Source organism: Photobacterium sp. Ph5 (assembly GCF_022129445.1).
Taxonomy (GTDB): Bacteria; Pseudomonadota; Gammaproteobacteria; order Enterobacterales; family Vibrionaceae; genus Photobacterium.
The window spans coordinates 1-24,922 of record NZ_JADQAQ010000023.1 but is presented as its reverse complement, the minus strand read 5'-3'; the positions used below and the strand labels follow the sequence as shown (position 1 = coordinate 24,922).

Sequence of the window (24,922 nt, the reverse complement as noted above, 5' to 3'; positions counted from 1 at the left end):
TTACTGCTATTGCTGATGGATCATTTTTATACTTCCAATGAAAGAAACTTGAACGTTGCTTTCTTTTTCTATTATTTCAATTTCAGCTAACTGTTTATTATCAAGCTTGTTTTCTCCAACAATGTAGACACTCTTAATATCATGCTCTGTTATAAATGCTGATAATCCCGTTAATTTTCCTAACAAATCAGATAAAACAATCGCGTAATAACCTTCATACGCTAATTTTAAAGCTTGTTGCCATATAAAATGATTATCAGAAGATGAATAACTCAGTACGAGACTTGGGGTGTTTTTATCTGAATTCACTTTCGCTAATACGGTAATAAAGCATTGCGTTAGTGCTGAGTTCCACACACTTTTTTGTAATGTTTTTAATGGATTATCACTACGTGTTATATGTTGTTCAATTGGCTTTAAAAACTGCTCTTCTAAAACAGTAAATGGATAAAGTTTTAGTGCTTCACGTACACGTTTTTCTATTTGTTGTACTTTACCCTGCTCAATTAAATAGATGGTTTCATCGACTATTTCTATTTTTTCAACATTTAATTCATGATGTTCAGCAGTTCCTTCTAATAAAGGTTTAACCTTACCAATTGATACCCCTTTCGCTAACCAAGTTAAAATTTCATGAATTTTAGCAATATCGCTATCAGTATAAAGACGGTGCCCTTTAGGTGTTCGTTGAGGAACTAATAAACCATATCTGCGTTGCCAAGCACGTAAAGTTACAGAGTTAACCCCCGTCACTTCAGATACTTCACTAATTGAATACAACTTAATTTCAACGTTCAAATTATTACCTTTATTCGTTATTACATAATTAGCTTAAGAACATAACAATACAAACTTGTACAATTTCCTTTTCATGTATAACTATAGTGTTAAACTTATGGCTTGTACAACACTTTAACTTTGTACAAGGTTGAAGTTGGAGTTGTATCACATCACAAAAGAGGAAATGAGTAGAAATTAAAAGCAAGCTAAGTATTGTGGCAATCAAAATAATGATTGCCACCGTAAAAGACGTTATGCGTTAAGTGCTTGTTCTAAATCAGCAATAATGTCATCAATATGTTCAATACCGATAGAAAGTCTGATCATTTCAGGATGAACACCAGCTTGGCACTGCTCTTCTGGCGTCATTTGTCGATGTGTGGTTGAGGCAGGATGACAAGCCAATGATTTAGCATCACCAATATTCACCAAGCGTTTAAATAAACCGAGCGCATCATAAAAACGTACGCCCGCTTCATAACCATCTTTTAATCCAAACGACAAGATGGCAGAGGGTTTACCCTTGGTATATTTTTGTGCTAACTCGTAATAATCAGAATCTGGAAGGCCGGCATAGTTAACCCAACTCACTTGATCATGGTTGGCGAGATATTGCGCAACTTTAAGTGCATTTTCAGTATGTCTCTCCATGCGTAATGGTAAGGTTTCCAAACCTTGCATCAGCATAAACGCATTCATCGGAGACAGCGCAGCACCTGTATTTCTTAGTGGCACAGTTCGCGCTCTACCAATAAATGCCGCTTCACCAAACGCTTCATTATATACAACACCATGATAAGACGGTTCTGGTTGGCTAAATACAGGGAATCTATCTTTGTACTGTGCCCATGGGAATTTCCCTGAATCAACAATAACGCCACCTAATGTCGTTCCATGTCCACCCACATATTTAGTCAATGAATGCACAACAATATCAGCGCCAAATTCAATCGGTTTACATAGCGCAGGTGTTGCAACTGTGTTGTCGACGATAACAGGTACACCTTTATCATGTGCTAACTGAGAGACTCTTTCGAGATCAATGATGTTACCACTAGGATTACCAATACTTTCACAATAGACCGCCTTGGTGTTTTCATCGATTAACGCAGCCATAGACTCAGGTTTATCATCTTTTGCAAACCGAACTTCAATCCCTTGGCTTGGTAACATATGAGCAAATAACGTATAGGTGCCGCCATAGAGTTGTGGTGTTGATACGATATTATCCCCTGCTTGAGCTAAGGTTAAAATCGCATAGTTAATCGCAGCACTTCCAGCACTGACCACTAAACCGGCAATACCACCTTCAAGCGCAGCCATGCGTTTTTCTAATACGTCATTGGTAGGGTTCATGATACGAGTGTAAATATTGCCCGGTACTTCTAAATTAAAAAGATCTGCACCGTGTTGAGCATCATCAAACTCGTAGGCAACTGTTTGATATATGGGCGTTGCAACTGATTTCGTTGTTGGATCTGTTTCGTAACCACTATGAATGGATAGCGTTTCATCTTTCATTTTTCTACCTTGAATAATTGAAAAGAATAATAAGGATACAAACTACATTTAATAATTGATTGATGTAGCCTAATGGTTATTTTAGTTCAACAAACGGCGTTATATATCTTAAAGCCCACAATACGTATTTATAATGAATAACGTAACTTCAACGCTTCAGGATATGGCGCTAAATAAGCTTGTTTTGATAAATACTCATTAGGATTTAATGATAAATGATGATTAATGAGTGTTAACGGCGCGATTAATGGCAGGTTACCTTCACGATAACGCATGATAACATCGCGTAGTTCTGCTTTTTGTTGTTTATCTAAATTACGTTTAAAGTAACCTTGAATATGTAGCAATACATTCGTATTCGTTTTGCAATTTGAACGATGCTTTAGACCGTCCATTAATAATTGACGATACTCTACAAAGAACGCATTAATGTCACTCCATTGATGACTTTTGGCTAATAACTGACCCAGCTTACGGTACGTTGCTGGGTGGTTTGCCATCAACGCTAATTTATAACGAGCATGGAATTTCATTAATTTATTACTAGTAATTCCGTCTTCACCTTTAACACTCTCATATAAATCATTAAGTGCATAAACCCGAAAAACAAAGTTCTCCCTTAATACGGGATCGCATAAGCGACCATCTTCTTCAATCGGTAACCAAGGCATTTTCTGCATAAGACGTTTAGTATAAATACCAACAGAACCGCCAGGTACTGAGTGACCATTATCAAGATATAGTTTCACTCGCTCCATACCACAAGAAGGCGATTTAGCACATACAATGTAACCACACAGTGTTTCTAATGAAGGTAAAACGTTATCAGTAAATGCGTTCATTTTATCCGTGTAATCAAGCGTATTATCTTTACTATCAACTAAACGAACATCAATACTATTATCCAATAAACGAATAACTGGACGTGGGATTGTCATGCCAATGCCAACCTCTGGACAAACAGGCTTGAACTCAAAATAATCACTTAATTCTTCGTCTGCGAATTTAAAACGCTTATGACCACCGTCAAAACGAACTTTCTGTCCTAAAAGGCAACCACTTATTCCTACTACAATCGCCATAAATACTCCGTTGGCACTTAACTATATAAACCATAAATATATTAAGGTTAATATTGCTATAAAATAATATTGAATGTAATAATACCGTAATGATTAGTTACATCTTTTCTATTAATAACATAGCTCACATTATTTCCACCCTTGATGCCATAACGAAGTATTTCGTAAATCTTGCCAATTAATCATAAATTCACGTTTAGACATTACTGCTTCCATTGTGCAATGCTGCACCTTACCTTCCTCATTAATTTCAAGTTCAGTAATAATAAAATGTTTTTCTTTATTTTTAGGGACTGCAGCAGTCCACTTACTGTTTAACAACTTTTTAGGGTTGAATTGATTCATTATATTTACCCTTAATTTCATTATTACAATGAGAAACGAAGCTTTAGTTTTTCAGGGTAAGGCGATAAATATGCTTGCGTGGCAAGATATTCATCAGGATTTACCGTTAAGTGATGATTAATTAGTGTTAACGGAGCAATTAAAGGAATATTTCCCACACGATAGCGCATAATTACATCACGTAACTCTGCTTTTTGATCCTTATCTAAATCACGCTTAAAGTAACCTTGAATATGCATTAACACGTTGGTGTTATTTTTACGGTTTGCACGGTTTTTTAGCGCATCCATAAATAGTTGACGATATTCAATGAAGAACTCATCAAGATTATTCCATTCGTGAATTTTAGAAACAAAAGATCCCAACGAACGATAAGACGCTTGATGATGTGCCATTAAGCAAAGTTTATAGCGTGAGTGAAATTTAATTATTTTATCGCGAGTGATCCCCCCCTCAACAGAACGATAAAGATCATCTAACGCGTATACACGGAAAATAAAATTCTCTCGCAGTACTGGATCACATAGTCGACCATCTTCTTCAATCGGTAGCCAAGGCATTTTTTCCATTAAACGTTTTGTATAAACACCAACAGAACCACCCGGAACTGAATTGCCATTTTCCAAATAAAGTTTAACTCTTTCCATACCACATGATGGTGACTTCGCGCAGACCACATATCCACGCAGTGATCCTAACGTTGGAATGATTTTATCAGCAAATATTTGCATTTTTTCAGTATGGTCAATGCTATTATCTTTACTGTCAACAAGACGTACATCGATACCATTATCTAAAAGGCGAATAACAGGACGCGGCGTAGACATCCCAATAGCCATTTCAGGACATACGGGCTTAAAAGAAAAGTACTCAGTTAAATCTTCCGCTACAAAACGATTTCGTTTATGACCACCATCAAAGCGTACTTTCTCGCCTAATACACATGAACTGATTCCTACAGGGATACCCATACCCGCCTCCAAAGTTGTACATTTGTTTCTTGTTGTACAATTAATGTAGACAAATGGATCACCTTATACAAGTTTTTTTATTGTATAAGTTTTAACGCTGAGTAATTAAATGTATGGCTCACACGGCGTACTCACCTGTTAGTGCTTGATTAACAATTGGTTAACTTGATTTGGATCATTATGTCAACAACGAAACAGCACTATTGTTAAGTTATTGTAAAATAGAGGTGGTATGAAATTAAGAAAAGATAAAAGATGCTATACCGATCTTTGTATTAACGGTAAATGTTTCATCATGATCACTGCACAAATATGGCTTATATGCAGAAAGGAGGTGATTCTGCTCTATTAGAATTGGAAGAATACAGGAAACAGAGAGTGAGCTTATTGGACTGCTAGAGGAAGCAACATTAAATTAACATAATGGTAAGTTCTATGATTCTAATACTGTGTAAACTTTGAATATTAATGAGAACCAAACATAAAGCGATGTATTGATAAATACATCGCTTATTTATAGCAAAAGCTAAATTAGTTCCAGCGCTCTTGGCGCCATTCTTGTTGCTGTTCTTCATTTAAGAACGTCCAAGCAATAAGACGTGAGATCTTTTGACCTTGTGACATTTCAATAGTTTTTACCGAAACCGCCCCTACTTTCTCAAGTTGCTTATAAAGTACACCGAGGTTTTCTTTCTTCGATACTAAGGTTGTAAACCAGAAGCACTGTGTTGCCTTAGTAGCACTTTGGTTGATCATCTTTTTGATAAAACCAACTTCACCACCTTTGCACCACAATTCAGCTTTTTGCCCACCAAAGTTTAATACAGGTGTTGTTGATGACTTCGCATTATTAAAAGCAGGCGATACTTTACCGCGAGAACGTGCTTGTTGTTTCTTACTCGCATTTGCTGCTAGGTTACGAACTTTTCGTTCAGAACCTGCCATTGCTTCTTCTTCAGAGCTATGGAACGGCGGATTACATAACGTAAAATCAAACACTTCTTCATCATTGATCATATCTGTAAAGATATTATCTGCATTCTTTTGTAGACGAACTTGAATAGCGCCTTTTAAGCGTGGATTGTTACCTGCAATGAATTTTGCTGACTTCACCGCAAGAGGATCGATCTCTGAACCAACAAATTGCCAGCCATAAACACGATGTCCAATAATTGGGTAGACACAGTTTGCACCGATACCAATGTCTAAACCACGAATACCTTTACCTTGTGGAATCGCCCCTTCGTTAGATTGCGCTAATAAATCAGCAATATAATGCAAATAGTCGGCACGACCAGGAATTGGTGGACATAAAAAACCAGCAGGAATATCCCAATGATCCACTTGATAAAAATGCTTTAATAACGCTTTGTTTAATGTTTTAACTGCGAGTGGATCGGAGAAGTTTACAGAAAGATCACCATAAGCATTTTCGCTAACATGCTGATCTAACTCTGGGGTTGCTTTAATTAGTGTCGCAAAATCATAACGCGCACGATGTGGGTTACGTGGGTGTAAGCCTTGCTTAGGCTGTGCGTTTTTCTTTTGGGTCATCTTTGCTTCTCGCAGAATTGGATCTTATCAAAGCGCAGCATTGTACATGCTTATCGATGATAAACTTAGCGTTTAAGCGCCTAATAATTGAATAATTCCCAAATTGTCTATTTCTTTATCACCTTATCAACACTTAATAAACACAATACTCTCTTCAATCTTCTTTATTGTTATCTATGCCTTGCATTTTAATCCTAGCCATCTCTGATACATCATCTGCCGATAACTTATCAATTAAATTAATTGGTAGCGGGAAGACGATGGTAGATGTACGTTCATTAGCAACCTCTGTTAGGGTTTGAAAATAACGTAATTGAATCGCGTTTGGCGATTTATTTAACTCGTTAGCAGCCTGCTGTAATTTTACCGAGGCTTCCAATTCACCTGTCGCATGAATGACTTTCGCACGACGTGAACGCTCCGCTTCTGCTTGTCTTGCTAAGGCTCTCACCATACTGTCATCTAAATCAACATGCTTAATCTCAACATTGGCGATTTTTATACCCCAATTATCAGTATGTTGATCAAGGATGCCTTGTAGCCCACGATTTAATTCTTCTCGTGCCGACAGTAGCTCGTCCAATTCATGTTGACCAAGTACGGAACGAAGCGTTGTTTGTGACAGTTGACTGGTCGCTTCTAAATAATTTTCTACATTGTTGATCGCCATTTTTGGATCAACCACTTTAAAATAAACAACTGCATTTACATGTACTGATACATTATCACGGGTTATTAAATCTTGAGTCGGCACATCAAGCACAATAGTACGTAAATCAACTCGCACCATTTGTTGTACAAATGGCACAATAATGACCAAACCTGGCCCTTTTACGTCATAGAAACGCCCAAGGAGAAATACAACAGCCCTTTCATACTCTCGTAAGACCTTAAACATGCTGATAATTAATATAACCACCAGCACGACAATAATCGCAATGGAATAAGTAACCATAGTACTCTCCTTACAATATCTTTTAGTAGCCAATTAGTTAGGGATCAATTTCAAGCCATAACCCACGAATTGCAGTTACAATTACCGTATCCCCTTTATGAAAAACCCCAGTGCTGGTTGCTTGCCATATTTCACCTTCAACTAATACTCGATATTTACCCGCTTCATTGTCCACATACGTCACGGTCGCTTGCTGACCAATCAATGTAGTGACCCCAGTAGTTACAGGCTTTTTACGAGATTTAACCAACATGGTAAGAATAATAAAGAAGAAGGCTGCAGATACCGCGGTAAAACCAATGATCAGAGGTACTGCAATTTGATAACCAGGAAGATCGGTATCCATTAACATAACAGAACCGAGTGCAAACGATACTATGCCCCCTAAGCCCAATATACCGAAACTGGGACTAAATGCTTCAGCAACCATTAGCATGACACCTAAAATAATCAGTGCTAACCCTGCATAGCTAATCGGTAACATTTGAAGCGAATACATCGCAAGAACAAAACAGATCCCACCAAGCACCCCAGGTAATCCGACTCCGGGATTATAAAACTCCAGTAACAACCCATACATGCCGATCAGCATTAAAATATACGCAACATTTGGATTTGTTAGAACAGATAACAACTTAAAACGCCAGTCTTGCTCTCGTTCAATAAAACGTAAATTACTTAACTCAATAGGGGTTTCTACACCATTTAGTTTCACCATTCTGCCATTGGATTTTTCTACAACCTTTTCAACATTTTGAGCAATAAAATCAATCACGTTCTTCTGCAATGCCGTTTCTGCGCTAATGCTTGCTGATTCTGTTACCGCTTTTACTGCCCATTTAGCATTGCGGTCATGCAATTTTGCCAGACTTTCAATATAAGCGGCGGCATCGTTTATCACTTTATTTTCCATAGCAGAACCACTTTTAATCGCGTCAGGTTCTTTGGACGGTTGTTCTAATCCCTCACTATTTTTTACTTCATCCTTACTTTGTGACTTCTCCTCACTTTTTTCACCATTAAACGGCGACTCACCTGCGTTTCCTCCACCGATGGATACCGGTGTTGCAGCACCTAAATTTGTACCATTTGCCATAGATGCAATATGGCTTGCTAATAAAATATAAGTGCCGGCACTTGCAGCTCGAGATCCTGATGGTCCAACCCATGTTGCAACGGGTACTGGAGAAACCGTAATAGCCTGAATAATTTGCCGCATTGAAGAATCTAAACCACCGGGGGTATCAACTTGCAAGATGATCATTGCCGCGTTATTTTTTTGTGCTTCGGATATTTCACGCGTAACGTAATCACTTGTAGCAGGTCCAATCCCTCCTTTTATATTAATCACCCATACATCTTGGGCTAACACAGGTGAACAGAAAAGAATAAGGCTTAGCAGTAAGTATTGAATAAACGTTTTCATACGCTTCACCCACAAATAAATGAATAAAAGCTCTAATGATTGATACTGATATAATAAACAGTTGGTTGTTTAACTATACGTGTAACAAAAGGAATTAGTTTTCTTAATATTGAAGCCTTGCCTTATGACTGTCACAAGGCAGCCCCTCAAAGCAAGAGAAAGGATTTATACTTAAGAATAAAAACAACAAAAGGATAGTTAATAATGCCGCAAGCAAATACTCTTGTTATTTACTGTTCTCGAAGCCTTGCTAAATATCATCACCTACTTTTACTCGTTCTATTTATCATTATTTTTGCAGGAAGTTATTCACATAGCGCCATCGCAAATACACAAATGACAGCAATAACGGATACCTCAAAGACAAACCATCGAGTTGTTGATACATCGCAGGAACTAACAACATCCGCATCAAGCAACAAAGAACTGGTCATCGGCACTTATATTTGCCCACCTTTTGTTATGCAGGATCAATTTGGTGAATATACGGGATTAAGTATTTTACTGTGGCAACAAATAGCAGAAAAATTGGAACTTCCATATCGGTTTAAAAATTACCCATTGAAAGAGCTATTACAAGCGGTTGCAGCGAAAGAAATCGACATTGGATTATCGTGTTTATCGATCACACCAGAGCGAGAACAAATCATTGATTTTTCTCACTCTTTCTACGAAACACACCTTGCAATTGTTGTTAAATCTGCCAGTCATTTCGATACATTTAAAAGTATTATTACTAACAGACATCTCCTAACAATTATTGCTATTTTTGTCACGGCTGCGGCAATTATCGGTGGTCTATATTATTTATTAGAGCACCGTGTTAATGACAAGCTTTACTCGATGCGCTCAAGACCTGCGCAATTAATTGAAGGGTTTATTCTAGGGTTATTATTTATTACCAAAGGTCCTTTTAATTACTACGAATTTAAAACATTAACAGGACGAGTACTCACCGTCGGACTAGCTGTTTTCACTACGCTGTTTATTGCCAGTATCACCGCAGTTTTAGCCAGTACATTTACTATTGGGTTAATCAATAACGACATAAAAAGTCCTAACGATTTAGCGAATGTTAATACCGGTGCAAAAACTGCTTCAACGTCATCGGAATTTTTAACTCGTCACAGTATTGTTCATCACCAATACGATACGGTACCAGAGATGTTAGATGCTTTAGATCGTGGAGATATTGATGCCGTAGTTGATGATGATGCGATCGTTAAGTATCTAATAAAAAAGGCTAAACAAAACGGTAAGTACAAAAAATTGAGTGTATTGCCCTATCAATTTGAAAAACAAAACTATGGTATAGCATTAATAGAACAAAGCCCTTATGAAGAATCAGTGAACCGAGAGTTGTTACAATTTAGGCAAAGTAATGAATGGCGTAATGCATTACTTGAGTACTTTAAAATCAAATAGTGCTGAACATACAAAGGATAAAACAGTTATTCACACTATAGCGTTACAGGATTAAGCTATAGCGCGAATAATGTAACTATTAACGAATACGGAATAATTTACCTAGTTGACTCAATTTAGATGGATGGTAAGACCAACAATGATCGAACATCTCTAAAAGTTCTGGATTGCCGTATTTTGACAGGTTAACGGCATGAAAACGGTTCTTCTGAGCTTTCAGTTTTTCTACTCGACTCAACATAGCCTCAGGCTGGCTGGGCGCAATAAAGTCAGATAACACCACGAGATCAGCATTTTTATATTTACCGTCGCTCATCAAATCAATCGACTGATCTAACACAGGACCAAGATCGGTTCCGCCATGGAACGAATAAGATAAAAAGTTAACCACTTCGCTTAACCCATCTTGCTTTGTCAGCTCGTAAGTGATTTGTTGGGTTGAAAACATAATGACATAACAATCACGTTCATCAGCAAGTGCTATTTGCATCAAACCATAAGCCAGTGCTTTGGCGCAATTTTCTGGAAAACCTGACATAGAACCTGAAGCATCAATACAAACAATAAATGGGCCTTTGTCTTGATCCACCTTCTTGGTTTGTCGCTTATACGCTTTTACCTTACGCAATTTACGCTGTGTTCCTTGCATACGGTAATTCATTAAGCGTTTATCGGCTAAGTGTTTATAGAACACCACTTCCAATTCAGGATAGGCTAAAAACATTGCTTCATTAGGTAAAAGTTTGGCGAGATCGTCACTTTCATGGATCCCGACAACATCATCGGTGACATTGTCACTTTTTTCTTCCACCAGCTTGTATTCTTCCGCTTTTACACGTTCTTTATTAGGGTCATCGACTTCACTTGCCATACGCCCTAACTTTTCAGCGATATCTTGCAAGCCGTTATTGTTTTTTAAAAACTTTGCAATTTTCTTCATGACATCGACATCAGTCTGCGTCAATTTCGCTTTCGCCATATCCCATAAACGACCAGCCTTTTTCTCATCGCCAGCTTCAGTTACCTCTTCTACTTGCTTTAACGTTTCAATACGTTGATACAAGTCTTTCAGCAAATCTTCTTTATTTTCTTCAATTTCCGATTCTTGCGCTTCTTTTAAGGCATAAGCAATATACTCGTGCCATTTGTCACAAAAGAAACGTTGAAACATTGGGTTATGTTTCTGGTGCTCTTTAGCAACAAGATTTTTTGCTCTGAAATAAAATGAAGACTGCCCTTCCAGTTTTTTTACGACTTCATCAGCATGCTTAATAAAATAATCTTGATCCCATTTGCAGACTTGTTGATAAAGCTCTATTTCTTCATGAAACCGTTCTACCACCGTCCCCTTAGCGGTTTGACGAATCATTTGTCCTCGCCATTTCATGACTTGATTTTTCATCGCCGTTTTAACGCCAGGGCTAGATTCTGCCGCCATTAATAACTGCGGACGTACCATAACTTCATGAACAGCACTATCTATAATGCCTGATTCAGCAAGCATCAAAGCGAAGTTTAATCCTTCAGAGACTGGCATATGCGATTCTCCTTTATCACGTCTACCGTTAGGTATTCATCACACCCAACGGTAAACAGCTTAACAACAAGCATTATTTCGCAAAATACTCAGAAAGATGGGTAATGCGGAATGCACTCTTTTCAACAAGCCCTTTGAGATCTGCAACTTTATCAGTAGCATCACACAAGCTTTGTTCAATAAGTGCAGGAAAAGCATCATTTATAAAGTTATGTGGTAATGCACCATGGAAACTCGTACGTGACTTCTTAATGTTATGCTCTGCATCAACTATTTTCTCCATGGCACTATCAACCCCGTCTTGCCATGTTTGCTGCATTGTATTCGTTATGCCTTTATTTCCAGCAATGCCAACTAATACCGAACGATTAGCAATATCTTTAATAGTTAAGCGGTTTTGCGCATCAATTTCAAATTGTAAGCGACACAAATGCGTGTTCTTATTTACAAAACCATAAATATCACATTTCCCCGTACGGATTTTCTTATCAAACTCATCACCATCTACATATACCCAGCGGCTATCACCTGGATCTTGTTCTGAAACTGATGGGTTTTGTTGTAGCATCACCAATTTGATCATTCGTGGATTATTATTAACGTTAAATCTGGCTGCTGTCGCAAAGTTATATTTAAACCATTCTTTACGCATGGTGCTTTCTTTAGTGAAAAGCACAGACAATTTCTCGGCAACATCATCATTAATAGCATTGATGATGGTTTCTGCTTCATTCGCATCTAAACTTGATTGAGTCTGATTAAAAGCATGCTCGGATGCGAATGTATTAACAATATTGCAGATAACGTTACGTGATTCTGGGCTATGCCATAGGCAATCTTGCAGCAATAATAAATCAAGCGGGTTGATTTCACTGCGACCATTAAAAAACGCACTGGCTTTTAGTAGTCGTACAGACTTTTTCCAGCGTCGATCTGATATATACAACTCACTGTCGCTATCAATCACATCGGTTTGATTTACATGCTCTTCAACCATTGATTTAAGTTTGAAGATTTGTTCAAACGTTTCTTCACTTAATTGGATCTCATCAATATGTTGCTGCCAATGAATATATTCTTCATCTTTGATAGTCAGGCTAGGATCAATTTCTTGTAATGTTGGCCCTTCGCCCATCAGCATGGCTTTGAAATTCTTTTTCTCTTGAATACGATTAACGAACACACGTACAAGCATTCGGTCATATAACGCATCAAGGCCACTATCCTCATCTGGTAATTCATTCGACGCTGTGATCAATAAACGCATTGGTACAGGTAATACATCCTGACCATTTTTGAACGTTCGTTCATTTACAACTGTTAATAACGTATTTAGAATGGCTGGACCTGCTTTCCAAATTTCATCAAGAAATACCACTTGTGCTGTAGGTAAGTAACCATCAATTAAGCGGACATATTTACCGTTATCTTTTAATTCTTGAATAGATAAAGGGCCAAACACCTCTTCAGGTGTTGAAAAACGCGTCATCAAGTAATCAAAAAATTTGCTATCGTCAAAAGCTTGAATTAACCGTTTTGCAATTAAACTTTTCGCGATCCCTGGCGGTCCTAAAAGAAAAACACTCTCTCCTGCTAATGCAGCAAGCAAACACAGTTTAATCACTTCCTCACGTTCATAAACGCCATTAGAAAGCCCTTTAATCAATTTTTGAATCCGTTCAGATAAAATAGCTTTATTTGGTGATGTTACTGTTGTTGCCATTGTAAGCATATAACCAACCTTGTGTGTATTTCCTATTAACGCTGTACAGCGCCTACATCAATCATTAAACGTAAAGTCCTTACACTTAATGTTATATCTATTAATCGACTTTAGCATTCTACTATGTTGATTCAAAATTTTATCTTATATTAACAATAATATTAACCATATATACTCATAACATTAACGTTTAACAGTAGCTATTTCTAACTTTTTAAACTCATCAATACATAACCTTTCGTTATGATATTCACAATCCTGTCACAGTATCGTAATAACATACGCACGAAATAACTAAGCTCATGGAGTAATAAATGCTTAAAACAGTAATTAGTTTAATGACATTAGGTGTATGTCTGTCATTAAATGTACAAGCAAAAGAGACAGTGACGGTTGTTGGTTCAACATCCGTAAGCCATATAATGGATGTGCTCGCAGATACCTATTCGTCAACTCATAAAGACACCACAATTGAAGTTCAAGGCATCGGTTCAACCGCAGGGATAACTGCTGTTAAACAAGGTGCCGCTGAAATAGGCATGAGCTCACGTGTCATTTCTCCTTCTGAGTTAGATAGTAATTATAAAGCTGTTACTATTGCGCATGATGGAATTGCAGTCGTGGTTAACAAAGAGAACCCTGTAACAAACCTAACACGCGAACAACTTATTGGTATTTACCAAGGTAAAATTACTAACTGGAAATCAATTAACGGTAAAGATTTAGACATGGCAGTCGTAAGCCGTGAAAATGCATCAGGATCTCGCTTTTCATTTGAACACTTTATGGGGCTCACCCAACAAGTTTCTGGTTTTACTGTTTCTAATATCAGTCCACGTGTACTGGTGGTTAGTACCAATGGCATGGTGAAAAGTTTAGTTTCACGAAATAAACATGCAATAGGTTATGTATCTCTTGGATCTATTGATGATTCGGTCAAAGCCCTATCGTACGATAATGTTTTACCGACCGCTGCAAATATTGAATCTGGCGAATATAAAATTGCTCGCCCGTTTTTGTTGATGTTTAAACAAAAAGACTTAGCCAATAATGCGCAACAATTTATTAAATTTGTCCTTTCTAACCAAGCACAAAGCATTATTAAAAATAAAGGTTATGTTGCTATTGATAAGAAAGCCTAACGTTTAAATATTCAATATAAAAGGCGGCAGTATTAACTATTACACTGCTCGCCTTTATATTTCTCTTTTAACGGTCTTTATTTAACAACGGGGTAACACTCAGTTGCACCCCATTCAGTCCAAGATCCGTCATAAACAGTAAGTACTTTACAACCAATCAAATTTGCAGCTAAAGCTAGAATACATGCTGTAACACCTGAGCCACAGCTAAAAATTAAACGCTGTTCTGGTGCTGATAACGCATCAAACTTGTCTTTTATCTCTGATAGTGCAATAAAGTGGCCATTATCGAGTAAGTCACCAAACGGTAGATTTTTTGCGTTTGGCATATGACCACTTCGAATGCCCTCACGCGGCTCTTTCACTGAGCCCAAAAAACGTGCACGTGGTCTTGCATCAATTACAGCAACATTATTATCAGTTAGTAACTCATTAAGGTGTTCAGCATCTATCACCCATTCTGATTGTAGCTGGGCGTTAAAATGCATTGGGATAATACTTTCTAGCTCACCTGACTCAAGTTCAAACCCTGCTTCTATCCATGCTGGTAATCCACCATCTAAAACAGAAACATTATTGTGTCCCATCGTTTTAAACATCCACCAGCCGCGTGGGGCAGAAAACATGCCTAAACTATCGTAAATAACGACATGGGTATCATTGCTAATACCTAGTTTACTAACTTCATATGAGAACTGCTCAGCCGACGGTAACATATGTGGTAAATCAGAATCTGAAGCCGCTAGCTTGTTATTAAAATCAAAAAAGCGTGCACGTGGAATACGTTGTTCAATCAACTCTTGCTCTGGAGAGCGATCAACGCCAGGCATAAAAGACGTAGCATCTAATACGACAAGATTGTCCTGTGCATTATTCGCTAATGCTTGATGTAACCATTGCACTGAAACTAAGTCTTGATGTTGTACTGATGTCGTCATGACGGATCCTTTGTTATGCTATTAACAAACGTTATTTTACTACTTAATCAACAGTTTGTACTAATACAGATAGGCCATCACTTTGCCAATCATTGTTTTCAGCCATGCAAAGTACATCATCTTCACTGTATAAAATGCCATCATAAACGACCACAATACTGGAATCGCCTGATTGCAAGAAATGTGTTTCTCCGTATGGCGTATAACGAGTTGCTCCAATACTAATAATGGCTTGTTTAGGATGATCGGCTTGATTTAACAGCGCATTAATATTTTCAGTTGGTCCTACATCCTGCTGGTGATTCATTCGTTCAATTACCCAATCAAGCAGCTTTTGGTGAAAGTAGCTATATCCAACGACTGGGCTATCTTCACCATAACAATGAAGTTGATCATTAGAACGATGAAAACTTGCGATACGGAAACGATCTAATATCCCTCCAGTTTGGAAATGGTCGATATCAATTAAGGTTTCTGAAATCCCTTTACTGTTTGCTCCCCAATTCTTTTTCTCACTAATTTTATTCGCATCAGGCTTTCTAATAGAACAATCGTTATACGCTGCAAACTGACGTGGCGTTAAACCAACAACATTAATTTCACCATTACTTGTTTGTTGATATTCAATATCACAAATAAGCGCAACTTCAGGCTCAATTTGTAAATTATCAGCGTTGTTTGATGGCGTAATACGCGTAGATGAAAGTGGGTATACGGTTAGGAATGAATTTGTATTAGAAGGTACATAAAAAGGAAAAATGCCTTTCGGTTGAACTTCTTCTTTTACTTCGACATTTAAAAAATCGCTTGCTTCACCCGCTTGTTCTAAATGCCCTGCAAAGTTTCCTGCAACACCAAAACCAATACATGATTTAAACATAATTCAATCCAGATAATAAAAACATGCCGCGTATTCTAAATTCATCAACATAACTTTTCTGGAATTCACCTATCAATACTGTGTATATAAATTGATACAAATTCATTTTTTTGCGATGTATGGCACATTAGTGGTAATTTTTTGAACCGTTGTAGCTACGCTTTAATAAACAACAGTTCAAGGCGGAGCTGCATATGACAATACATTTATGGGTTAAAAAACTCACCTACTTAGTCAGTGTGTTCTTGGTATTCAGTTACCAATCCGTTGTGTTAGCTAATACAACGATAAATACACCAGCAATTGCAAAAGCTATTAATGGTACCGATGCTACCCTGTATGATCCACAACTGATCCCTTGGCAAGCAGCACTAAAACAAAAAGATTTTGATAGTGTCAGTTGTGGTGCTGTTGTAATAAGTGAGTATTGGTTATTAACAGCAGCACACTGCAATTCATCAGACATTGGTGATATTGCCATTGTTGGTACAAGCATGATTCAAGATGGTAATTTTAATAACATTGATGAAAAACATTTTTATAAAATCGTTACTAAAATCACCCACCCTCATTACAATGAAGAAAACTTTATCAATGATATAGCACTCTTTCGCGTTAACCGTTCAATGTATGCTGTTGCTCAACCAATTAAACTTGTCACTCCTAATGAACAAATAATGGCTGATATTACGTTCAGTAATTCTTGGGCGACCAATGTTGATTCTCCTGTCACAGCCATTGCTTCTGGTTGGGGAGATGCGCTAACTGAAGGATACCCAACGACATTGCAAGTTATTAGTCTCGCAGGTGTCCCTGATAGCCAATGCGTTGGCCTCAATATAGGTTATGAACATATTGTTTGCGCAGATTCAAACGTTAATGGCTTAATTAAAGATGTGTGTAGCGGTGATTCTGGAGGCCCACTTATTTGGCAAAACCAACAAGCAGTATCAGATAGCGATAAAGGCATTCGATTGATCGGTTTAACCAGTAATGGTGCCAAATGTTCAAGCAGAACTGACAATCCAGAAAATCAATATAATCAACTTACCGGGCAATATACTCAGGTTTCAACCCATCGTGATTGGATTGAACTGCAAGTACAATCTTATGATAATTCAAATTTCTCACTTAATGATAGTTCATTACAACCCACGCTGAATATCGACCCTTTTGCCGTTATAAAAGATGATTCAAATAATAGAGACAATACCAAAATTGTAGTCACTGCAACGGCGGAACAAGCAGGAAGCGGTGGTGCCATTACATTATCTAACTTAATGCTTATTATTCTAATACTTTACAGTCGTCGAAACCAACGTAACTAACATCGCGAAATGATTACAATGTTAAACTTGCTCTTAATTATCTTTTCATGATACTAAACGAGAAGTCTTTATGAAGTGATTGATTTTTTAGTAAACATTAGCATGTTGTACTGCTCAAAATAATGAGCTTTTTATCGGATATACGAAATGGATTTTTTCCCTGTTTTTCTTAAGTTAACCCATAAAAAAGTATTAGTCGTCGGTGGTGGTGAGGTGGCCTGCCGTAAAGTAGATCTATTACTTAAAGCGCAAGCCAATATAACACTTATCTCTCCAGAGCTTCACCCTCACCTTATATCACTACTCGATGATGGTAAATTTGAGTATATAAAAGCACCTTACGAAAAGTCACTTCTTACACAATTTGACCAAGTTTGGGCAACAACCGATTCTCGTGAACTCAACCACCAAGTTTATCATGATGCAAATGCATTAAAGATATGGACAAATGTTGTCGATGATCCTGCATATTGTGATTTTATTACGCCATCTATGATTGATCGCTCACCAATGCAAGTTGCGGTTTCTAGTGGTGGCGCATCTCCTGTTTTGGTCCGTTATTTACGTGAACGTTTCGAAACACAATTACCACAAAACTTAAGCTTATTAGCTCGTTACTCAGGTCAGCAACGCACACGCATTAAACAGCACTATAAAACTGTTGATGAACGTAGAAAGTTCTGGGAAGCGTTTTTTCGTTTACCTGCTGTTGAAACGGCAACAACAGAACAAGAGTTAGAACAGGCTTTTAGTACATTACTATTATCGTACCAAGATACAGGTGCTAACTTGTATTTGATTGAGACAGGTAACGATCCTGAGTTATTAACACTGAAAGCATTACGCTTGATGCAACAATCAGAATTTGTCCTCTATCCTCAAGAGAAAAATGATATTTTTGTCGACCTGTGTCGTCGAGATGCTGATCGTGAAAGTTACGAGTTCACAAACCTCGTTGCACGTATAGAAGAGTTACTTAGTGAAGGTATGCGAGTTTGTGTATTAGCACCTAAAGACCAACACCGACCAGCATTGAAGAAACTGTGTGCGGATCGTAATGGTATTTTTGTTCCTAGTCATGGCTAATATTTAACAAATTGTCCATATGAATTTAGCTATTATAGATAGCAATGCCGCTGATTTATCGCTTCTTGTAGGCATAAATCTAGCGGCATTTTTATACTAAGGCTAATTATAAAACAATAATTAACGTTCTTTACTTAATCCTGCGTGATAGCTATTTCAGCGTGAACCGTTTTTTTTCTGCAAGTTTAGCGTGTAACCATAAGCCTGAGCTCTTCATTAAATAGCCAAATACTACGCCCACAACTAATGATGGAATAACCAATTGCCAATTACCATTTGCAGCAAACGTTGCGCATGAACCAATAAATGTACCAGGGATAAAAGATAACCATGATTTTTTAGCTTGTGCGCACATCATGAAAGCAACCAAAGCCGTGACAACGTAACCAATAATATCAAGATTAACGACTGATGATAGCTTTATGATCACCATCGCCCAAAATACACCGCTTAGGTTTGTCGCTATACTTAAGCCAACGCCTTTTATACCATCGCGTTGAAGAGCAAAATATGTCGTGCAACCAAGAAATCCCCCCCAACTTAATAAGCCTAGTGATACTGCTACCCAGCCCCAAATTCCAGATAAAATTCCTGTTGTTAAAGCGATTGCTATAAGTACCGACATGACTCACTCTTTTACAATGACAGAATTGTTCGTAAGTCTAACCTAAGATTTATACTAATTAAGCAACAATGATCACAGCTAACAAAACTAATTACATTACATTTCAAACAAAAATCGACAAGCATCACCATTTTAGTTTGAGGGGTACCACCTATCAGTAATGATTAAACCATGGTTAGTCATTCAACAAATTCCATCATAGTCATGCCGAAAATCGTATTAAAAATTGCGGATAAAACTCACTATGGTAATTTATCGCCTAATATATTGTTAGTCGGAGCACCGTCATGGGACCTTTAATGCTTGATGTATCAAGTTATGAACTTGATGCAGAAGAACGTGAAATTATTCAACATCCTACAGTAGGCGGTATCATCTTTTTCGCCCGCAATTATGACAACCGTAAGCAACTCCGTGCGTTAGTTAAAGACATTCGTAAAACAGCTAAACGTCCTTTGCTCATTGGTGTTGATCAAGAAGGTGGACGTGTTCAACGTTTCCGCGAAGAATTTACTCAACTTCCACCTGCTCGTGCTTTTGCTGCTTCTAAAAATGGAGAAGAGCTTGCTAAACAAGGTGGCTGGCTAATGGCTGCTGAACTACTAGCGATGGATATTGATATCAGTTTTGCACCTGTACTTGATCTTGGTTATGACTGTAAAGCGATAGGTGATCGCGCTTTCTCAAATTCCCCACAAGACATTATCCGTTATGCAAGCCAATTTATAAATGGTATGGCGCAGGCTGGCATGGCTGCAACCGGTAAACACTTCCCAGGTCATGGTGGTGTGATTGCCGACTCTCACTTAGAAACGCCTTACGATTCACGAGATAATATTAAGCAACATGATATGACCGTATTTAAACACCTAATCGAAAATAACCTGCTGCAAGGCATCATGCCTGCACACGTTGTATTTGATGCTTATGACGAAAAACCTGCAAGTGGTTCAGAATATTGGTTAAAACAGGTATTACGTAAAGAGCTAGGTTTTAAAGGCGTGATCTTCTCTGATGATCTTAATATGAAAGGAGCTGACGTATTAGGCAGTTACAGTGAACGAGCCATTGCTTCACAAGAAGCAGGTTGTGACATGGTGATGTTATGTAATAACCGTGAAGGTGCTGTACAAGCCCTTGATGGTTTACCTCAAGCTCAAGTGCCAATATTGGATACATTATTGAAGAAACCTACTGCTGAATATAGAGATTTAATCAATACCCGTATGTGGAAAGAAAGCCAAGATGCAGTTTCTCGCCTTGCACAAGAGTGGAAAGAGAAAAATATTTAACACGGTTTCTCTAATCATTACAGACAAGAAAGCCGACATAATGTCGGCTTTTCTCTAATCATAAATCGCTCTATTGGCTAAATAGCTAAAAGCTTATTCTTATTTTTAATCTCAGAGTTATAGATAGAAAATTCTTCAGCATTCATTGGCATACCAAAATAATATCCCTGTTGAAGATAAACATCACGTTCAACAAGGTAATCAGATTGCTCTTTAGTCTCGACACCTTCAGCAATCATTTCCATTCCAGCCTGCTTACCAAACGCGATAATTGAGTCTAATAGCGACAGTTTTATATCTGTAGTACCAATGTTTTCGACAAACATCTTATCTATTTTAAGACTTCGTAAGTTCAATTCTTGAATATAACTAAAGCCACCATATCCTGTACCAGCATCATCTAACTTAATATCAATACCTTGAGATTTAAGATATTGAATAACTTCAGAGGCAATCGTCAAATCATCAAATTGCTTACGCTCTGTAATTTCAAAAGCAACCTGCTTAACAGAAATTTTTGATTTACTAAATAAAGCTAAAGAATCATTCATTAATTGTAAATTTTCTAATTGCTGTGGAACAAGATTGATGCTGATCACTCTATCGGTTAATTGCCAGTTGATGGTACTCAAATCTTTAATTGTTTTTTCTATCAGCAAATTAGTAATAGGGATAATTTGTCCACTTTTCTCAACATAAGGAATAAATTCCATCGGTGATATTAAGCCTCCCCCTTTTTTCTTCCATCTTGCAAGCACTTCACATCCGTAAAGCTCTTTCGTCTTTAAATTAATTATGGGCTGATAATAAGGTATAAACTCGCGCTTAACTATTCCTCTTTGCACTAATGCATGTAGTGATAAACGTCGCCTAATAAATAAACGTCGTAACAAAATTAAAAAACCAGCTATAAAAGCGCCAACTAAAAATAACGGCATTCTTAATGCTTGCGATTCTTTGTCCAATAATTCTGATTTAATATAATTAGACAACTTTAAACCATTAGGCATCAAAGCTTCATAAATAGGTGTTGTCGTATATAGCTTATTCTCATCTTGCCAAGCAAAACGTTCAACATCATTATTTATTGATACTGATGTTAATACACAATCTTCACAATATTTATTTCGTAAAATTTCTTCAACAATTGGCTCTAATGACAGTATTAAACTCCCTTTATCACCTTGCCAACGAACTTCAAAAATACGTTGTAAACTATCTATATCCGAAGATAACCACAACGACATGTTTTTACTGTAAGTTTTAATCTTGTGAGATTCAACATGACCATCATGTCGTTTTTCATAAAAACTCGAACAAGTACTTTTTCCTGATGGTGTTAAAGAAATCTTACGAATAAGGTAGTTACTATAAGCAATACGACTTAATTGCTTCTGCTCTTTATCACTACACGTAAAATCAAAATTACGGCTAAGACTTGTTATAAACTCTTGATAATCATCTATGTTTTGGATGTAGGTTTGAACTAATTCATCAGTATCTGTTTGAATTTTTGTTGATAACTGCTTAGTTGCAAAATATGGCGCAAGCGTTGTAAAACCAAAGCCAACTAAGATAACAAAAAACATTAAACCAATACCAATATGACCTGAGAATCGCATCAATAAAATATCATTAAAAATATTGGTTAATTTATCTTTATCAAACATTGAATAAACCATCATTGTTTTTATTAAAATCTACCATCCATGCAGACCTCTATGAAAATAATCACTCATAATAAAGTTAAAACCTAAACCACTTTTAGACAAGTTATTGTGAAAATTAAATAACATCAGAGATCACATGCTATAAAATATTTATTTCAGCCACAAATCACATTCTAATTTATAAAAATCAAACGTCATAATTACATTTAAAATAATTACATTCCATTTTGGAATACCCAATCCCAATTAACATTAATTAGGTGATAGTTACTTGTGCTTAATTTGATTTTTAAAAAATCTCCATTTCATTAAATTTAGATTCATATCACATCATAATGAGCAATTTTAGAAATAGAAAAAGCGCTAATCATAGCGCTTTTAATAAAATGGGATTGATTAAAATAAAAACTATAAGCTTTCCTTGCTATAATCAATATTCTTAGTACATTTTTTTTCTTTAAGGATAATATAAAATGCACCCACAATGAATGCTATAACTAAAGCGGTTTCCATTATTCACCTATGATAAAAATAATTTTCAACATTGGCTAAAAATTAACTCTTATTTTTAAGCTTAGTTAAACAAAGATAATTTTTAGAACGAAGAAATGATACAAGAATCTTGTAACTATTTCACCTCAAAGGTTATCATTTTGTAAAATTCAAAATAAATGATTTGAAAAAGTATTATTGCAAAATGTTAATTAGGATAACCCCTACTTGATAGTGAATTATCCTAACTTTAAACATAAATATTTGTTTACACTATGTTATAGCCAACGTTCTTGACCTGTAAAACTAACAGAAAGCCATGTTTCACCAAGATCAGCCTCTAATTTATCCCATATGATTTGACGAATATTATCTTGTTGCTTTGTCGTCCATCTTTTATCATCTTTGACTAAGATGTTAATTTCTAAATCATATTGACGGCCAATTTTAGCAAAATGATGAGTATAATCATCGAAGTCATATTTTTCAGAAAGCTCTGCAATAACTTGATCTACATGCTCTTGAACGCTGTCTTGTGGTGCTACGAGCAATACTTCCTTTAAATTCCGTCTCAATACTTTTATCGGTAATACTGATGCTGCGATAGATAACGTTGTAACCAAAATGGGATCGACATAGGCATTCCACTTAGAATACCCCATTGCATCAAATATAATGACTAAGATAAAGCCTACCAATATTGCAGCACTTAGTATTGCGTCAACTAACCATTCTTGTGAATCAACTCGGACTAGTTCGGAGTCAACGCTACGTGCGATAGAGGTTTCAAAGAAGTAAATCGAAAAACAACTAACGGTTGAGAGAACTGCATAGACAATCGCATCTCCCAAAATAATGTCGTGACCACCTTGCAATATTGTTTGTATGCCAGTCACAAAGGCAAATAAACATGTTACTAAAATTAATAAACCATTTACCACGTTGATAAGAGGTTCAAAATGGGCATAACCAAATTGAAACTGTTCATCATCAGGTTTTGAAACTAAATATGCGGTATAAAGACTAAGCCCTGTCATCCCCATACTTAAAAAAGAGAACATACCATCTAATAAAATAGCATTAGAACCAACATACAGACCGTATCCAATGCCAAGCGTAGCAACAAAAATTGTTCCTGCTAATGATATCTTCAGCGCCATTCTCTCTTTACTAATTTTACGGCTTGTAGCCATAATATCCCCCTAGTATTAATGATAATAGATAACGTAACTACCCGTTACGACTATAAAACTTCAATGTAAAATATCTCTACATTTAATAATATAGTGTCAAAGACAATATCATTAAAAGTACTTTTAGGGGAATTTTTGATGTTTGTTCAGTATTAAATAGTCATAAAAACAGATAGCCTAACCAATGTAAGTTTAGAGATATAAACACAAAAAAGTACAATAAGTTATTAACTTATATGAATATAATTTCGCTGTGTACATTAGGTTAAACAGAACTTCGTGTGTTACATATATTGATTATTGATCTTCACGGACAAGCTCTAAGCGTTCAACATCACTATAAAAAGAAACCATTTTCACTCGGCTCAAATCAAATTCAAAACTACTCTTATCACACATATTTTGCTTGTCTACATCAAGTTTCATTCTGTTTCTTTGTTGTTTATTAAATGATGCTATGTACTGCTCTTTTATAAATTCACATCGTGCTAGCTTTTCACATGCTTCGTAACTTTTCTGGTTGAGCATTTCCCAATGCTCGTTAAATTGTGACAAAGCAATATGGAGTTGTTTGTAATTTTGATCACTAATAAAACCTTTAAGCTCTGTAATTTTTTGATATTGAGAATCTAGAAATGAGCTAAAAAAATGAGAACCACGTTGGGATTGGTGGTTACCGCAATGTTTATCAACAAACTGCACTCCTTCTTTATCTGAAGAATTAGCAACTTCAATCCTTGAGCAAGCAGTTATTACTAGCGATATGAATATTATTGAGGTTAGCTTCATGACATGTCCGTTTTAAAACTACATGTCTAAATTATTACTCAAAAGATTGAATTATGTTTTCCCTGTAAGGATTATCTTAGAGATAAGACGGAAATACACCATATTTAATACAAAAAAATGTATGGTCCGCCCCGTTATTGCAACTACAATATTAGTAATAACGGAGTT

21 protein-coding genes and 1 pseudogene are annotated in these 24,922 nt (G+C 36.6%); 6 read left to right on the top strand and 16 right to left on the bottom strand.

The window, feature by feature from the left end:
* Positions 1-6: 6 nt before the first annotated feature.
* The 5 genes from I3259_RS10635 to I3259_RS10615 form a co-directional block, all read right to left on the bottom strand.
* Entirely contained in the window at positions 7-798 is a 792-nt protein-coding gene (locus I3259_RS10635) for a MerR family transcriptional regulator (protein ID WP_238029594.1), read from the bottom strand.
* A gap of 234 nt (positions 799-1,032) precedes the next feature.
* On the bottom strand, positions 1,033-2,301 hold the full coding sequence (locus I3259_RS10630) for an O-acetylhomoserine aminocarboxypropyltransferase/cysteine synthase (protein ID WP_238029593.1): 1,269 nt from the start codon (positions 2,299-2,301) through the stop codon (positions 1,033-1,035).
* A gap of 128 nt (positions 2,302-2,429) precedes the next feature.
* Positions 2,430-3,383, bottom strand: coding sequence for a DUF523 and DUF1722 domain-containing protein (locus tag I3259_RS10625; RefSeq protein WP_238029592.1), 954 nt, complete (start codon positions 3,381-3,383; stop codon positions 2,430-2,432).
* A gap of 129 nt (positions 3,384-3,512) precedes the next feature.
* Positions 3,513-3,728 carry a TIGR02450 family Trp-rich protein gene (locus I3259_RS10620; protein WP_238029591.1) on the bottom strand — a complete coding sequence of 72 codons (216 nt, stop codon included), beginning with the start codon at positions 3,726-3,728 and terminating at the stop codon, positions 3,513-3,515.
* Between the two features lie 23 nt (positions 3,729-3,751).
* Positions 3,752-4,699 carry a DUF523 and DUF1722 domain-containing protein gene (locus I3259_RS10615; RefSeq protein ID WP_238029590.1) on the bottom strand — a complete coding sequence of 316 codons (948 nt, stop codon included), beginning with the start codon at positions 4,697-4,699 and terminating at the stop codon, positions 3,752-3,754.
* A gap of 232 nt (positions 4,700-4,931) precedes the next feature.
* Here I3259_RS10615 and I3259_RS10610 point away from each other — a divergent pair.
* A pseudogene (locus I3259_RS10610) lies at positions 4,932-5,118 on the top strand (hypothetical protein).
* Between the two features lie 112 nt (positions 5,119-5,230).
* Here the strand turns inward: I3259_RS10610 and rlmF are convergent.
* From rlmF to I3259_RS10595, 3 genes are all read right to left on the bottom strand, one after another.
* Positions 5,231-6,253 (bottom strand): 23S rRNA (adenine(1618)-N(6))-methyltransferase RlmF, encoded by a 1,023-nt coding sequence (gene rlmF, locus I3259_RS10605; RefSeq protein ID WP_238029589.1) that lies wholly within the window; start codon positions 6,251-6,253, stop codon positions 5,231-5,233.
* 154 nt (positions 6,254-6,407) lie between these two features.
* Positions 6,408-7,208 carry a slipin family protein gene (locus tag I3259_RS10600; RefSeq protein ID WP_238029588.1) on the bottom strand — a complete coding sequence of 267 codons (801 nt, stop codon included), beginning with the start codon at positions 7,206-7,208 and terminating at the stop codon, positions 6,408-6,410.
* Positions 7,209-7,245: 37 nt separating this feature from the next.
* A complete protein-coding gene (locus I3259_RS10595) occupies positions 7,246-8,634 on the bottom strand; it encodes a nodulation protein NfeD (protein ID WP_238029587.1) in 1,389 nt (462 codons plus the stop codon).
* A 204-nt stretch (positions 8,635-8,838) separates the two neighbouring features.
* On the opposite strand from I3259_RS10595, the gene I3259_RS10590 reads away from it, so the two are divergent.
* Complete coding sequence (locus I3259_RS10590) at positions 8,839-10,059, top strand: transporter substrate-binding domain-containing protein (RefSeq protein ID WP_238029586.1); 1,221 nt, start codon at positions 8,839-8,841, stop codon at positions 10,057-10,059.
* A 79-nt stretch (positions 10,060-10,138) separates the two neighbouring features.
* Here I3259_RS10590 and viaA read toward each other — a convergent pair whose 3' ends face one another.
* Together viaA and I3259_RS10580 are read right to left on the bottom strand one after the other, a co-directional pair.
* On the bottom strand, positions 10,139-11,596 hold the full coding sequence (viaA, locus tag I3259_RS10585; RefSeq protein ID WP_238029585.1) for an ATPase RavA stimulator ViaA: 1,458 nt from the start codon (positions 11,594-11,596) through the stop codon (positions 10,139-10,141).
* A gap of 73 nt (positions 11,597-11,669) precedes the next feature.
* Entirely contained in the window at positions 11,670-13,328 is a 1,659-nt protein-coding gene (locus I3259_RS10580; protein ID WP_238029584.1) for an ATPase RavA domain-containing protein, read from the bottom strand.
* A gap of 305 nt (positions 13,329-13,633) precedes the next feature.
* Here I3259_RS10580 and I3259_RS10575 point away from each other — a divergent pair, with 305 nt between their 5' ends.
* Positions 13,634-14,461: a phosphate ABC transporter substrate-binding protein gene (locus I3259_RS10575; protein WP_238029583.1), complete on the top strand. Its 828-nt coding sequence runs from the start codon at positions 13,634-13,636 to the stop codon at positions 14,459-14,461.
* A gap of 77 nt (positions 14,462-14,538) precedes the next feature.
* On the opposite strand, the gene I3259_RS10570 is transcribed toward I3259_RS10575, so the two are convergent.
* Positions 14,539-15,399, bottom strand: a complete 861-nt coding sequence (locus I3259_RS10570; RefSeq protein WP_238029582.1) for a rhodanese-like domain-containing protein — start codon at positions 15,397-15,399, stop codon at positions 14,539-14,541.
* Between the two features lie 43 nt (positions 15,400-15,442).
* Positions 15,443-16,279 (bottom strand): DUF5718 family protein, encoded by an 837-nt coding sequence (locus I3259_RS10565; protein WP_238029581.1) that lies wholly within the window; start codon positions 16,277-16,279, stop codon positions 15,443-15,445.
* Positions 16,280-16,473: 194 nt separating this feature from the next.
* On the opposite strand from I3259_RS10565, the gene I3259_RS10560 reads away from it, so the two are divergent.
* Both I3259_RS10560 and I3259_RS10555 read left to right on the top strand, forming a co-directional pair.
* A complete protein-coding gene (locus I3259_RS10560; protein WP_238029580.1) occupies positions 16,474-17,607 on the top strand; it encodes a serine protease in 1,134 nt (377 codons plus the stop codon).
* A 147-nt stretch (positions 17,608-17,754) separates the two neighbouring features.
* Positions 17,755-18,693 (top strand): siroheme synthase, encoded by a 939-nt coding sequence (locus I3259_RS10555; RefSeq protein ID WP_238029579.1) that lies wholly within the window; start codon positions 17,755-17,757, stop codon positions 18,691-18,693.
* 151 nt (positions 18,694-18,844) lie between these two features.
* Here I3259_RS10555 and I3259_RS10550 read toward each other — a convergent pair whose 3' ends face one another.
* Positions 18,845-19,318: a DUF1097 domain-containing protein gene (locus I3259_RS10550; protein ID WP_238029578.1), complete on the bottom strand. Its 474-nt coding sequence runs from the start codon at positions 19,316-19,318 to the stop codon at positions 18,845-18,847.
* A 287-nt stretch (positions 19,319-19,605) separates the two neighbouring features.
* Between I3259_RS10550 and nagZ the strand changes: the two genes are divergently transcribed.
* The gene (nagZ, locus tag I3259_RS10545) at positions 19,606-20,610 is read left to right on the top strand and encodes a beta-N-acetylhexosaminidase (RefSeq protein WP_238029577.1); all 1,005 of its coding nucleotides are present in this window, start codon (positions 19,606-19,608) and stop codon (positions 20,608-20,610) included.
* Between the two features lie 77 nt (positions 20,611-20,687).
* Here the strand turns inward: nagZ and I3259_RS10540 are convergent, their stop codons facing one another.
* The 3 genes from I3259_RS10540 to I3259_RS10530 form a co-directional block, all read right to left on the bottom strand.
* On the bottom strand, positions 20,688-22,280 hold the full coding sequence (locus I3259_RS10540) for an EAL domain-containing protein (protein WP_238029576.1): 1,593 nt from the start codon (positions 22,278-22,280) through the stop codon (positions 20,688-20,690).
* A gap of 770 nt (positions 22,281-23,050) precedes the next feature.
* Positions 23,051-23,965: a cation diffusion facilitator family transporter gene (locus I3259_RS10535; protein WP_238029575.1), complete on the bottom strand. Its 915-nt coding sequence runs from the start codon at positions 23,963-23,965 to the stop codon at positions 23,051-23,053.
* Between the two features lie 297 nt (positions 23,966-24,262).
* Positions 24,263-24,754 carry a hypothetical protein gene (locus I3259_RS10530; RefSeq protein WP_238029574.1) on the bottom strand — a complete coding sequence of 164 codons (492 nt, stop codon included), beginning with the start codon at positions 24,752-24,754 and terminating at the stop codon, positions 24,263-24,265.
* Between the last annotated feature and the right edge of the window lie 168 nt (positions 24,755-24,922).

Excerpts from the sequence above, each read along its gene's own strand:
- I3259_RS10630 (WP_238029593.1), bottom strand. The coding sequence starts at position 2,301 with ATGAAAGATGAAACGCTATCCATTCATAGTGGTTACGAAACAGATCCA.
- I3259_RS10625 (WP_238029592.1), bottom strand. The coding sequence starts at position 3,383 with ATGGCGATTGTAGTAGGAATAAGTGGTTGCCTTTTAGGACAGAAAGTT.
- I3259_RS10620 (WP_238029591.1), bottom strand. The coding sequence starts at position 3,728 with ATGAATCAATTCAACCCTAAAAAGTTGTTAAACAGTAAGTGGACTGCT.
- I3259_RS10615 (WP_238029590.1), bottom strand. The coding sequence starts at position 4,699 with ATGGGTATCCCTGTAGGAATCAGTTCATGTGTATTAGGCGAGAAAGTA.
- rlmF (WP_238029589.1), bottom strand. The coding sequence starts at position 6,253 with ATGACCCAAAAGAAAAACGCACAGCCTAAGCAAGGCTTACACCCACGT.
- I3259_RS10600 (WP_238029588.1), bottom strand. The coding sequence starts at position 7,208 with ATGGTTACTTATTCCATTGCGATTATTGTCGTGCTGGTGGTTATATTA.
- I3259_RS10595 (WP_238029587.1), bottom strand. The coding sequence starts at position 8,634 with ATGAAAACGTTTATTCAATACTTACTGCTAAGCCTTATTCTTTTCTGT.
- I3259_RS10590 (WP_238029586.1), top strand. The coding sequence starts at position 8,839 with ATGCCGCAAGCAAATACTCTTGTTATTTACTGTTCTCGAAGCCTTGCT.
- viaA (WP_238029585.1), bottom strand. The coding sequence starts at position 11,596 with ATGCCAGTCTCTGAAGGATTAAACTTCGCTTTGATGCTTGCTGAATCA.
- I3259_RS10580 (WP_238029584.1), bottom strand. The coding sequence starts at position 13,328 with ATGCTTACAATGGCAACAACAGTAACATCACCAAATAAAGCTATTTTA.
- I3259_RS10575 (WP_238029583.1), top strand. The coding sequence starts at position 13,634 with ATGCTTAAAACAGTAATTAGTTTAATGACATTAGGTGTATGTCTGTCA.
- I3259_RS10570 (WP_238029582.1), bottom strand. The coding sequence starts at position 15,399 with ATGACGACATCAGTACAACATCAAGACTTAGTTTCAGTGCAATGGTTA.
- I3259_RS10565 (WP_238029581.1), bottom strand. The coding sequence starts at position 16,279 with ATGTTTAAATCATGTATTGGTTTTGGTGTTGCAGGAAACTTTGCAGGG.
- I3259_RS10560 (WP_238029580.1), top strand. The coding sequence starts at position 16,474 with ATGACAATACATTTATGGGTTAAAAAACTCACCTACTTAGTCAGTGTG.
- I3259_RS10555 (WP_238029579.1), top strand. The coding sequence starts at position 17,755 with ATGGATTTTTTCCCTGTTTTTCTTAAGTTAACCCATAAAAAAGTATTA.
- I3259_RS10550 (WP_238029578.1), bottom strand. The coding sequence starts at position 19,318 with ATGTCGGTACTTATAGCAATCGCTTTAACAACAGGAATTTTATCTGGA.
- nagZ (WP_238029577.1), top strand. The coding sequence starts at position 19,606 with ATGGGACCTTTAATGCTTGATGTATCAAGTTATGAACTTGATGCAGAA.
- I3259_RS10540 (WP_238029576.1), bottom strand. The coding sequence starts at position 22,280 with ATGTTTGATAAAGATAAATTAACCAATATTTTTAATGATATTTTATTG.
- I3259_RS10535 (WP_238029575.1), bottom strand. The coding sequence starts at position 23,965 with ATGGCTACAAGCCGTAAAATTAGTAAAGAGAGAATGGCGCTGAAGATA.
- I3259_RS10530 (WP_238029574.1), bottom strand. The coding sequence starts at position 24,754 with ATGAAGCTAACCTCAATAATATTCATATCGCTAGTAATAACTGCTTGC.